Annotated in this window: 7 protein-coding genes and 1 tRNA gene; 6 read left to right on the forward strand and 2 right to left on the reverse strand. The window is 34.9% G+C overall.

Going from position 1 to position 13,146, the window contains the following annotated elements; translation table 11 throughout:
* Positions 1 to 8: 8 nt before the first annotated feature.
* Positions 9 to 1,049: a LacI family DNA-binding transcriptional regulator gene (locus IEV10_RS00725; RefSeq protein ID WP_188372777.1), complete on the reverse strand. Its 1,041-nt coding sequence runs from the start codon at positions 1,047 to 1,049 to the stop codon at positions 9 to 11.
* A gap of 279 nt (positions 1,050 to 1,328) precedes the next feature.
* Between IEV10_RS00725 and IEV10_RS00730 the strand changes: the two genes are divergently transcribed.
* From IEV10_RS00730 to IEV10_RS00745, 4 genes are all read left to right on the forward strand, one after another.
* On the forward strand, positions 1,329 to 4,391 hold the full coding sequence (locus IEV10_RS00730) for a SusC/RagA family TonB-linked outer membrane protein (RefSeq protein ID WP_188372778.1): 3,063 nt from the start codon (positions 1,329 to 1,331) through the stop codon (positions 4,389 to 4,391).
* 11 nt (positions 4,392 to 4,402) lie between these two features.
* Positions 4,403 to 5,959, forward strand: a complete 1,557-nt coding sequence (locus IEV10_RS00735; protein ID WP_188372779.1) for a RagB/SusD family nutrient uptake outer membrane protein — start codon at positions 4,403 to 4,405, stop codon at positions 5,957 to 5,959.
* Positions 5,960 to 5,979: 20 nt separating this feature from the next.
* On the forward strand, positions 5,980 to 7,167 hold the full coding sequence (locus IEV10_RS00740) for a SusE domain-containing protein (protein ID WP_188372780.1): 1,188 nt from the start codon (positions 5,980 to 5,982) through the stop codon (positions 7,165 to 7,167).
* Positions 7,168 to 7,257: 90 nt separating this feature from the next.
* Positions 7,258 to 10,227 (forward strand): alpha-amylase family glycosyl hydrolase, encoded by a 2,970-nt coding sequence (locus tag IEV10_RS00745; protein WP_188372781.1) that lies wholly within the window; start codon positions 7,258 to 7,260, stop codon positions 10,225 to 10,227.
* Between the two features lie 69 nt (positions 10,228 to 10,296).
* On the opposite strand, the gene IEV10_RS00750 is transcribed toward IEV10_RS00745, so the two are convergent.
* Positions 10,297 to 10,378: transfer RNA gene (locus IEV10_RS00750), tRNA-Leu, on the reverse strand.
* A gap of 125 nt (positions 10,379 to 10,503) precedes the next feature.
* On the opposite strand from IEV10_RS00750, the gene IEV10_RS00755 reads away from it, so the two are divergent.
* Complete coding sequence (locus tag IEV10_RS00755) at positions 10,504 to 11,892, forward strand: dipeptidase (protein WP_188372782.1); 1,389 nt, start codon at positions 10,504 to 10,506, stop codon at positions 11,890 to 11,892.
* Between the two features lie 96 nt (positions 11,893 to 11,988).
* Entirely contained in the window at positions 11,989 to 13,143 is a 1,155-nt protein-coding gene (locus IEV10_RS00760) for a DoxX family protein (protein ID WP_188372783.1), read from the forward strand.
* The last annotated feature ends 3 nt before the right edge of the window (positions 13,144 to 13,146 follow it).

Raw genomic sequence — 13,146 nt, forward strand, 5'->3', positions numbered from 1 at the left:
CATTAACATTACTTGGTCGATTCGCGCTCAATAAGTTCTGACGCAATTATCTGTGTTTGGTAACTTTCTTCGTCTTCATCATTCTCTAATTTATCGATTAGCAAACCAGCGGCTTTTTCACCCATAAGTTGTGCATGTTGACTGACCGTACTAAGGCTTGGCGTGGAATGTTTGGATAAAACACCATCTGTAAAACCTATAACTTGCATATCATTTGGCACATTAAAACCTAAACGTCTAGCAACGCGCATCGCTGTTAAGGCATAGAGCTCATTAACCGCAAAAATACCATCAATGGTTTTGTTTGTTTTAAATAGTTGCTCGATTTCTTTTTCGAGTGCATCAAGATTTACTTCATAATTAATATTATCATCAAGTTTTAAAATTAGCTCAGCTTTTAAATCTAAACTATGATTTTTAAGGGCTTCGAGATATCCTTGCGTCCTTAATCTACCAACACTAACGTAGTCTTTAGTTGTAATAAGTGCTATATTTTTACATTTGTTTTCTATTAATTTCTCTACTGCATTTTTTGCTCCTTCAAAATCATCAACAATAACCTTATCGCATTGTATTTCGCTAACTACGCGATCAAACATAACAATTGGCATCCCTTGACTTATAGTTTCATTAAAATGATGATAATCTTGCAGTTGCAATGTTTCTTTAGATAATGAAATAATAAATCCATCAATACTACCATTAGCCAACATTTCCATATTAATTACCTCTTTGGCAAATGACTCATTAGACAGACCTATAATAACGTTATAACCTCTTTGGTTAGCCACTAACTCTACACCCCTTATGACTTTAGAAAAGAAATGGTGAACAATTTCGGGAATTATAATACCTATAGTGTTTGTTTTTCTATTTTTTAAGCTTAACGCAATATTGTTTGGTTTGTAATTGTATAGTTTGGCGAACGCTTGCACTTTTTGCTTAGTATCATCACTAATCTCCACACTATTTCGTAGTGCTTTAGACACAGTAGAAATTGAAACATCAAGTTCTTTGGCTATTTGTTTGAGAGTAACTTTTCTTTTCATTGAGTTTTCTTTTAGCTGTTTTAATCAAAAAAAACGATTGCAACCATTTTTTAGCAATGCAAACATCGTAATTTAACAATACCTCCATTACGAAATCCATATTTTTTTACGGAATTATCTACTTTGTTAATGTTTCTTAAAAAGTTTTTAACACGAAAACGTTTTCGTAGCGTTCATCAGTGTTTTTAACACTTTCGACACTCTAAATTTACATAAATTTAACCCGAGAAGTGAAAATAAAGTTAAAAATAAACTAAGCAATTAACTTAAAAATAATTTATGAAAACATTTTTAAATGCCATTTTGTTATGTGTTTTCTTGGCACCGGTAACATTGTTTGCTCAATCAACGGTAACAGGAACAGTAACGGATGGATCTAACTCAATGCCTTTACCAGGTGTTAATGTTATTGTTAAAGGAACAACCAATGGAAATAATACTGATTTTGACGGTAAATATTCCCTTACAGTAAACAACGGCGATGTCATTGTTTTCTCCTACATTGGTTTTGTTACTCAAGAAATTACATATAATGGACAAGCAACTATAGATGTTACATTAACTGAAGATGCTGCTCAACTTGATGAAATTGTATTAATCGGTTACGGTTCTACAACAAAAAAAGATGCTACTGGTTCAGTAGATGTTGTTTCTGCAAAAGATTTTAATCAAGGTGCAATTGTTTCAACGGACCAACTACTTAATGGTAAAGCTGCAGGTGTTAGAATTACAAATACAGGTGGATCTCCAGATTCCGCTCCAAATATTCGTATTAGAGGTGGTTCTTCTTTAAATGCTCAAAATAATCCATTGATAGTGATTGATGGTGTACCAATTGGGAATGATAATCCTGCTGGTGTAAATAACCCACTAGCTCTTGTAAACCCAAATGACATAGAAAGTTTTTCTATTCTAAAAGATGCATCAGCCACTGCAATATATGGCTCTAGAGCATCAAATGGTGTTATTATTATTACTACCAAAAAAGGGACTTCTGGTGATGTACAATATAATTTTTCAACTGACTTTTCTGTTAGCTCATTAGGAGACGGTTTAGACGTGATGAATGCAGATGAGTTTACAAGATTTATTCAAGAATTCCATCCTTCCAGAGTCAACCAATTAGGTGTTCCTTCAGGATCTGTAGCAACTAGTGAAGCTGTACTACAGACTTTAAATGGCAGAGACATTTATAACACAAACTGGAGAGATGCTATTACTAGAACGGCAACAACTTCTAATACTAATTTTAGTGCCAGAGCAAATTTATTTGACAAAATTCCTTTTAGAGGTTCTTTTGGCTATACCTATGCAGAAGGTGTTGTGAAAAATGACGATTATGAAAGACTTACTTTATCGGTAAAACTTACTCCTAGGGTTTTAAATGATAACCTAAAAATAGACGTAAATGCAAAAAGTATTTTTGCTTTTAAGAATAATGTAGACTCAGGATCTGCTATTGGTGAGGCATTATCATTTGACCCTACAAAACCAGTTTTTGACAGATCATCAAACAATCTATTTGACGATTATTACTTAACACTTAACGGCGGTGGTAATTTTGGTATTTTTCAATCCAATCCCCTAGCTAGATTAGAACAGCGTGAGAGACCAGAGAATGTTTATCGATTTATAGGTAATGTAGAGTTTGATTACACATTGCCTTTCTTGCCTGAATTAAGAGCAGTAGTAAATTTTGGATTAGATGCTTCTGGCTCAAAAATTGAAGAGCGCTTTATAGGAAACGCTTTCGAAACTTTCAGACTAAACAATGATACTAACGAAGGTGTTTTTAACCCTGGTGTTAACTTTAGAGAACGTCAACAAATCACCAATACTACCTTTGATGGTTTTATTCAATACGCTAAGGATATAAGTGAAAGCTTTGTTAGCAAATACGATTTACAAGTTGGATATTCTTATCAAAACTTTAAAAATGATGGGAACCAGGAACGTTTTCAGTACAATGCTACTACTGGAATTAGAGAAGCTATATTCAACCCTGCTAATCGAAATTTCAGATACTATGATGTACTAAATTTGCAATCTTATTTTGCCAGAGGAAATATAAGTATCTTAGATAGGTTTCTTCTTACTGCTTCGATTAGAGCTGATGGATCTTCTTTGTTTACAGAAGATAATCGCTGGGGTTACTTTCCTGCTGCAGCTTTAGCATGGCAGATTGATGAGGAAACATTTTTAGAAAACTCTAATGTTTTTAATTCTCTGAAGTTACGATTAAGCTGGGGAGAAACAGGACAGCAAGATATTACTGATGCAGTAGGTAGTTTTTATCCTTCTATCCCACTGTTCCTTGCTGGTGATGCGAATAGTCAATATTTCCCTAATTCATCAATATATTCTGCTGAACCTTTTAATCCAAATTTAACATGGGAAAAGTCCACAACTTACAATCTTGGTATAGACTTTTCTTTATTTAATAATGGCTTATTATCAGGATCTTTTGATATTTACAAAAGAGAAACTACAGATTTATTAGCTGTTGCTCCTGTACCTCCTGGACAAGCATTAACAAATGCTTTTGTTGATAATATTGGTGAGACCGAAAGTGAAGGGTTTGAACTTAATCTCAATATAGTGCCTGTTGACAATGATAATTTCACTGTTAGTTTAGGCGGAAATTTATCTTATAATAATACTGAAGTTACTGGCTTAAATGGCTTAAATGATATTAATGCGGGAGGATCTTTAAGAGGTACTGGTGCCGATTTATTAAGACATGCCGTTGGAGAGCAAGCTGGAAGTGCTTTTGTCTTCAGACAAGTATATGATTCAAATGGCAATCCTATACCTAATGCCTTCGTAGACTTAAATGGTGATAACCAAATTACTGACGAAGATAGATATTATGAGCAAATAGCTCCTAACTGGACATATGGTTTTAATCTTAATCTAAATTATAAGAATTGGGATTTAAGTTCAAGTTTTAGAGGTCAAATAGGCGGTAATGTATATAATTTCGCTCAACTCAATTATGGTTGGACAGATAGTGCCGTTTTCTCTAGCCAAAATAACTTAACAAACGTTCTAAACTTCTTTGACGGCTCTGCTAATCCGGCAATAGAAAATGTTAATGGTAACATCCAATTCTCTGACTTTTACTTAGAAGATGCTACTTTCTTAAGATGCGATAATATTGCACTAGGTTATCGTTTCGATAAGTTAATCAAGGATGGTTCTATGCGACTTTATGCCGCTGTAACAAATCCTTTTATAATAACCGACTACACTGGTGAAGATCCTGAAAATTTTGGTGGAATTGACCGTAATTTTTATCCAAGACCAACGGTATACACTTTTGGAGTTAATATAGATTTTTAAAAAAAAGAATTATGAAAAAAAGAGTTTTAATTTTAACATTTGGAATACTATTGTGCTTCAATCTATCATGCTCTGATGATTTAGATACAGAACCAATAGTTCAACTTACTCTGGAGGAATTATTAGCCTCTGACCCTAATGCAGTCGAAGGCCTTGTATCTAGGCTCTATGCTTCTTTTGCATTATCAGGACCAAGCGGACCTTCCAGTTCAGATATTGTAAGCCCCGATGCAGGTGAAGGTGCGTTTTTAAGAGCTATCATAAATCTACAAGATTTTACTGCTGATGCTATGAAGAATAGATGGGGTGATGATGGTTTAGATCAATTGACTACCACATCTAACTGGGATAGAAATAATAAGTTCTTTAGATTGTTTTATGACAGAGCATATTACACTATTCCTCAATGTAATAACTTTTTACAGGCTCTAGAAATTGCTGATTTTCCTGATGAAGAGAATATTGCAGCTGAAACTCGATTCTTAAGAGCTTTAGCATACTACAATATCATAGACGTTTTTGGAAAAGGTGTCCTTGCAACTGAAGAAAATTTAGGACAGTCAGAGCCTCTTCCTGAAGCTTCACGTCTTGAATTATTTAATTATGTTGAATCTGAGTTACTAGCGATAGAGCCTGTAATATCTGAAACATCTAACTACGGGCGTGCTAACAGATATGTAGTAGATATGCTTTTAGCAAAACTTTATATCAACGCAGAAGTCTACACGGGAACTGCACGATGGAATGATGCTGCTACATATGTAAACAAGGTAATAACCGAAGGACCTTACAGTCTTGACAATAATTTTGTTAGAATGTTTTCTCTAGACAATAACACATCTCCTGAAATCATTTTTCCTTTATTAGCTGAATCCGTTTCAAGTCAAAGCTTTGGTAACACAACATACATGGTAAATGGTAGTCTTAGTGCAGATACTATGCCGCTCGCTCAATTTGGAGCTACTCAAGGTTGGACAGGGCACCGCTCTTCTAAAGGTTGGTATGGTTTATTTGGTGATAGCGCTGAAGATTTAGCATCATCTAACGACGTTAGAGCAAGTTTATTTTGGACCGATGGTCATAATTTTGAAATGACAGATTACAGAACTTGGACAGATGGGTTTCCTGTAACAAAATTTAGAAATACTAACTCTGATGGTTCTGGTAATGCTGTAGATTTTTCTGGAACAGATTTTCCGTTCTATCGACTATCTGATGCTTACCTAATGTATGCTGAGTTAGCCTTAAGAGGTGCTACTGGAACTACTACTTCAGAAGCTTTAGGCTATGTAAACGATGTTAGAACTAGGTCTAATGCAGATGCAATCACTATGTCTGATTTAACTATGGATTTCATTATTGATGAGCGTGCTCGTGAATTAAACTTTGAGGGTCATAGACGTTCAGACCTAATTAGATTTAATATGTTTACTGGTGGCAATTATATATGGCCTTGGAAAGGAGGCTCAGAACAAGGAACATCGATTCCTGACTCTTATAACCTTTTCCCTATTCCAGCTACTGCTTTACAAGCAAATCCTAACCTTACTCAAAATCCAGACTTCTAATAACACTAAAATTACAAAAGATGAAAAAAATAGAATTTATACTACTAACATTTATTGCTGTAATTAGTTTCACAGCATGTGAAGATGATAATGATTTAGAATTTATTGCTCAAGAGGCTCAAGACTTAGTTTTTACTAACTCATTTCAGGCAGAGTATATTCTTATTCCACAAGCTGCTAATAATCTAGCTGAACGTTTTACATGGAACAATGCTGATTTTGATGTTCCAACTAATGTTACATACCAATTACAAAAATCTATCACTGGAGATTTTGCTGATGCAGAAGTCGTAGGAACAACTTCAGGTAATGATATTGCAATCACTATAGGAGATATGCTTACATATGCGACAGAAGCTGGCCTTGATGCAGACCCAGCAACTACTGATTTGCCTAACACTGGCATAATCAATTTTAGACTACGTGCAGTTGTTGGTGATAATGGCTTAGAGAGTTTTTCTCCAGCGTCTGCATTAACAGTAGTACTACCTGAAGATTCAGGTGCTGCGCCAGCAGTATGTGATTTAGATCAGTATTTCATGGTTGGTGCTGCAGTAAAGTTTACAGGATGGGATTGGACAACTCCTCAAGCAGTCTTATGCTCTGGCACAAATGTTTACACAATAAATGTAGACTTAGTAAACAATGTAGACGGAGATGGTAATTTTAGATTCTTTACCGAAAATGGCGCATGGGGAAGTGGACAAAACTATCCATCGTTCATTAATGCAGGTTACACAATTGACGCTATGTTTGAAGAAGCTACTGATGATGATGCTAACTTCTTATTCACTGGACCTTCAGGAAAATATTTCTTAACTATAGACGCTAATAACCTCACTATAACTTTAGACGAACCAACACCTCAAGGTGATTGTGATTTAGATCAATATTGGGCAGTAGGAGCTGGTTTGGCTGATGCAGGTTGGGACTGGACGACACCAGTGCAGTTAGTATGCGAAGGTGATGGTGTTTATTCAGGCTGGGTTAATTACACATCTGATAATGATGCTAACTTTAGATTCTTTACTGAAAATGGTGCCTGGGGAAGTGGTCAAAATTACCCATTCTTCTCTGATGGTGGTTATACCATAGATAGTAGATTTGAGCAAAATGACGATGATGATTTAAATTTCAAATTTGTTGGTGAAACTGGTCAGTACTTTACAACAATTGATACTGTTAATTTAACTATTACCCTAGAGTAAATAATTAACAGTTTTAAACCTTAATTATGTAATATAATGCAATTAGAAAAGGCTATGATTATCATAGCCTTTTCTTTTAAAAAAATGAAAATGAAAAAATATTTACTCATAATTCTTGGGTTATTATATTCAACATATACTATGCTTGGGCAAACTTACACTTGGTCGCCTGAGTTTTTTGAAGACACAACAGATAATGTTACACTTACTGTATCTGGCTTTAATCCAAATACTGAATGGTCAGTCTCAGATATATACCTTTGGGCTTGGCATTTCGATAATGACGGCACTCAAATAAATAACCCTACAGCTGTAGGAAACGATTTTGGCAACTCCCCAGAGACTGCAAAATTTACGGACAATGGTAATGGCACATACTCTTTTAATTTTGGAAAACCCGAAGACTTTTTTGCAAACCCCAATTACAATGGTGTTTCAAGGATTGGTTTTTTATTAAAATCTCAAGACGGCACTAGTCAAACCATCGATAGTTTTAAAGATGTTGGAATTGGAAATATTATTTTTATCACACCTACTCAAAATACTGTAATTGTTAATTCTGGAGATAATTTGTCAGTTCAAGCTCAAATTGAACTTCAAGGTAGTCTAACAGCTGGTGGCACATATACAATTTCTTTTACTGGTACAGCGGATAATACACCCTTGAATAGTATGTGCGGTTTTCCAAATTGCACAAATACTATACAAAATATTACAAGTGGCGGAATAGTAACTTTTAGTGGTACACCTCCATCACCAAATAACACTATAACTATTGAAGATAGTTTTCAAGTTATAGTAAGTCCTACTGTTGTTGAAGAAGCATTACCGGCTGGACTTAAAGATGGTATTAATTATGATACTATGGATGCCACAAAAGCTACATTAGTTCTTACAGCACCTAACAAAGATTTTATTGAAGTTGCAGGAAGTTTTAATAACTATCAACCTCAAGCATCTGATGTGATGAAACGTGACCCATCAACTGGCAAATATTGGCTAGAAATTACAGGATTAACCTCAGGACAAGTTGAAACCTATCAGTATTGGGTATATGACACAACACCTATAAGTGGATCTCCAGTAATAGTCAAAGCTGCTGACCCATACTCTACTCTGGTGCTATCACCATTCGATGATCCATTTATTCCTGCTTCTAGCTACCCAAACTTACCAACATATCCTGCTGGACAAGAACGTGAAGTCACAGTATTACAAACAGGACAAACACCATATAATTGGGTAGTATCCAACTTTGACAAACCTAAAGAAGAAGATCTTATTGTCTACGAAGTATTGGTTAGGGACTTTGATGCAAACCGCAACTACCAAGATATTATTGATAGAATCGATTATTTTAAAAATCTTAATATCAATGCAATTGAGTTAATGCCTGTAATGGAATTTGAAGGCAATGAAAGTTGGGGTTATAATACAGCATATCATATGGCTTTGGATAAGTTTTATGGGACTCCTGACAAATTCAAAGAACTGGTAGATGTTTGCCATCAAAATGGTATTGCTGTTATTTTGGATATTGCTTTTAATCACGCTTTCGGAAGAAATCCGCTTGTACGTATGTGGATGGATGACCCAGATGGAGATGGATGGGGTGGCCCTTCTACAGAAAATCCATTTTTTAATACAACACCACAACATGCTTTCAATGTTGGTAGTGATTTTGACCACAGCTCATCGTTGACAAGAGATTATGTAAAACATGTAATTGAATACTGGGTTGAAGAGTATAAAATAGATGGTTACCGATGGGATCTCACTAAAGGTTTCACTCAAAACTGCGGTAATGGAACAGATGGCGGAGATTTTGGCTGTACTCAAAACTATCAACAAGACCGAATAGATGTATTAAAAGAATATATTGACCATGTATGGGCAATAGACCCTGATCACTATTCAATTTTTGAGCATCTAGGTAATGAAAACGAAGAAAAAGAATGGGCAAACTATCGCCTTGGTGAAGGAAAAGGTGTTATGATGTGGGGAAAAATGACAAGTCCATATTCTGTTCTAGCACGTGGTTATTATGATGATCCAACAAACCCTGCAACGGGTTGTGATATGGGTAATGGTAATATTTCAGGTGTTGGACACAAAAGCAGACCTTCTTTTCAAGGGAAACGTCTCATAGGCTATGCAGAAAGTCATGATGAAGAACGTATACTTTATCAAGCCATGGTTAATGGTAATACTTCTGGAACAGATGCTACCACTTTTGAATCTAGAGCAAGAACGATGTCATCAATAGGAGCTATACTACTAACCATCCCTGGTCCAAAAATGATTTGGCATTTTGGAGACTTAGCAATGGAAAACTCAATTTTCACAAGACAAGATGGTGTCGTAAATTCTCCTGATGGTTCTTGTGCGTTTGAGGATGGAGGTGCAATTCCTGGAGATAGTAAACTTGACACAAAACCCCAACCTCAATGGGCTAATAACTGGCTATCAGATGCTAATAGAGGCCAAGTTTATCATGATTGGTCACGCCTAAATGCTTTAAAAATAACTGAAGATGTTTTTGAAGGCGATTATACCATTAATACGAGTATTACTCCAAGAATTCGTGTATTTGATACAAGCATATCAAATACTGAATTAAATGATGTTATTGTAATCGCAAACTTTGATGTTATTGCTCAAAATGTAAATCCTCAATTTACAGCTGGAGTAGGTACATGGTACGATTTAATGGATGAAACAGGAAGTACAACAGTTACCGGTTCTACCACTTCTATTAGTATTCCTGCAGGTGAATTCAGGATTTTTGGTAATCAATCTGTAGCAGCATTAAGTACAAATGATGTGTTGTTAAATACTTTTAGTATATACCCTAATCCTGCAAATACTTCTTTTCAAGTTAATGCAAATATATCTGATGTAGAAGTCTATGACATTACTGGAAAGTTAGTCAAAGGGTATAAAGGAAGTTTTACCACTACTGATATCTTTGATATTTCTAGTTTAAAATCTGGAATCTATATTCTTAGAGCTAAAAACCAAAATAACCAAACTAGTACTTCAAAACTGATAAAGCTATAATTTCGTTAGAGATTAAACTTTGAATTAGTTTCAATAAAAAAAGCTTCTCATAATGAGAAGCTTTTTTTGTGCGGGCGGGGAGACTCGAACTCCCACACCTCGCGGCACTAGATCCTAAGTCTAGCGTGTCTACCAATTCCACCACGCCCGCAATACGACCGATTTGTATTTAAATCGGGATGCAAATATAAACAATGTTTTCAATAATCAAACCGATTTAAAACAATAAAAAATCATATCGCTTTTCTTATTTTTGTTACTAATAAAACTCATAATATGTCCAAAATTCAATCTTACATAACAGCACATAAAAGTCGTTTTCTTAATGAACTTATAGAGCTTCTCAAAATTCCATCAATCAGTGCAGATTCAGCATATAAAGATGATGTTTTAAAGACGGCTAAAGTCATTAAAGACAGCTTAGCTAATGCTGGCTGTGACCATGTAGAAGTATGCCAAACAGATGGTTATCCAATTGTATATGGCGAGAAAATTATTAATCCTAATCTACCTACTGTTTTGGTTTATGGTCACTATGATGTACAACCACCAGATCCATTAGATTTGTGGGACTCACCTCCTTTTGAGCCTGTAATTAAAACTACTGAGTTGCATCCTGAAGGTGCAATTTTTGCTCGTGGTGCTTGTGATGATAAAGGCCAGATGTATATGCATGTAAAAGCTTTAGAATATATGACTTCGAATGGTGAATTGCCATGTAACTTAAAGTTTATGATTGAAGGAGAAGAAGAAGTAGGTAGTGAAAATTTAGGTCATTTTGTAAAAGCCAATCGTGAAAAATTAAAGAATGATGTGATTTTAATTTCTGACACGGGAATGATTGCAAAAGATGTTCCGTCAATTACAACAGGTTTAAGAGGCTTAAGTTATGTAGAAGTTGAAGTGACTGGCCCAAATCGCGATTTACATTCTGGGTTATATGGAGGCGCAGTTGCAAATCCAATAAATGTTTTAACAAAGATGATTGCTTCGCTTCATGACAAAAACAACCATATTACTATTCCAGGTTTTTATGATAAGGTTGAAAACTTATCAGATGCAGAACGCACAGAAATGGCTAAAGCACCTTTCTCATTAGAAAACTATAAAAAAGCCTTGGACATCGATGCCGTATATGGTGAAGAAGGCTATACGACGAACGAGCGTAACTCTATTAGACCAACTCTAGATGTCAATGGAATTTGGGGCGGTTACACAGGAGAAGGTGCCAAAACCGTAATTGCTAGTAAAGCCTATGCAAAAATCTCTATGCGTTTAGTCCCAAATCAAGATTGGGAGGAAGTTACAGATTTATTTAAAACACATTTTGAGAATATCGCACCAAAAGGTGTACGCGTTAAGGTTACACCTCATCATGGCGGTCAAGGCTATGTAACACCTATTGATAGTTTAGGCTATAAAGCTGCCGCAAAAGCATATAAGCAGACGTTTGGAAAGACACCAATACCTCAACGTAGTGGTGGAAGTATTCCTATTGTATCATTATTTGAAGAAGAATTAAAGAGTAAAACTATACTTATGGGCTTTGGCTTAGACAGTGATGCTATCCACTCTCCAAATGAACATTTTGGGATATGGAATTACTTCAAAGGCATAGAAACAATTCCATATTTTTATAAATACTTTACAGAATTTAAAAAATAAATGATACTAAGTCAAACGTACATCCCTAAATGGTCTAATAAGAGTAAACTGTTTTTCAGATTTATCTGCTCTTATTTTTTATTGTACATTTTTTTAATGTTTTCAAGCGGTTTGTTTGAAGCTCCTTTTAGATGGGTTGGGAAAACTATTTTAGGGTTTAATTATGAGTTTGATGTTAGTGGTTACGGAAGTGGTGACAATACTTATGCATACATCACACTTTTTGTAAATATAATACTTGCATTAGCTGTGACTATTCTCTGGTCACTATTACAAGGTAAAAAAGAAGAATACAATAAATTTTTCTATTGGTTTTTAGTTGTGCTTCGATTTTTTATTATCGCCGCTATGTTATTGTATGGTTTTGTGAAGGTATTTCAGATTCAGTTTCAACCACCATCATTTGTTAGGTTACTTCAACCATTGGGAGAGTTTTCTCCTATGGGATTAGCTTGGACATACATGGGTTACTCCAAAGGTTTTGGAATGTTTGCTGGCATAATGGAGATTATTGGGGGTGTGTTACTCATTTGGAGACGAACAGCCACTTTAGGTGCTTTTATTGTCATAGGTGTAATGACCCAAGTTGCCATGATGAATTTAATGTTTGATATTCCTGTTAAGCTTTTTTCAATTCACCTAATTCTTATGGCTGGCGTAATCTTTATGACAGACACTAAGCGTTTTACTTCTGTTTTTATAAAAAATACATCTACCGAAAGTTATAATTTTTACCATCCAATTACTTCAAAAAGCTATCATAAAATTATACGTAATAGTAAAATAATACTACTTCCTATAGTGCTTATTGCTGGTTGCGTATTAAGTTATTTAGGTCAACTAAACATAAGTGATATTAACCATAGACCAAAACTTTATGGCATATGGGAAACTAAATCTTTTGTTAGAAACAATGACACCATTCCTCCTTTAGTGACTGACTCATATCGTTGGCGTTATCTCTTAATTGAACGAAAAGGAAATGCTATTGTTAAAACGATGACAGATAATTTAGTGAAGCATACTTTTATTACAGATACTACCCAAAATAAAATTTCAATATACAGTCAATATGGTATTAAGGATAGTCTTAACTTTAAGTATACTTTAGAGAATTCTAAATACTTAAAACTGTTTGGTATTCTAGAAAATGACAGTCTTGTTATTACACTGACAAAAAAAGATGTAAATAAGTTTCCTTTAAAATCTAGAGGATTCCGATGGATAAATGAGCGCCCTTATAACAAATAAGTT

The organism is Winogradskyella haliclonae (genome assembly GCF_014635865.1).
GTDB classification, from domain to species: Bacteria; Bacteroidota; Bacteroidia; order Flavobacteriales; family Flavobacteriaceae; genus Winogradskyella; species Winogradskyella haliclonae.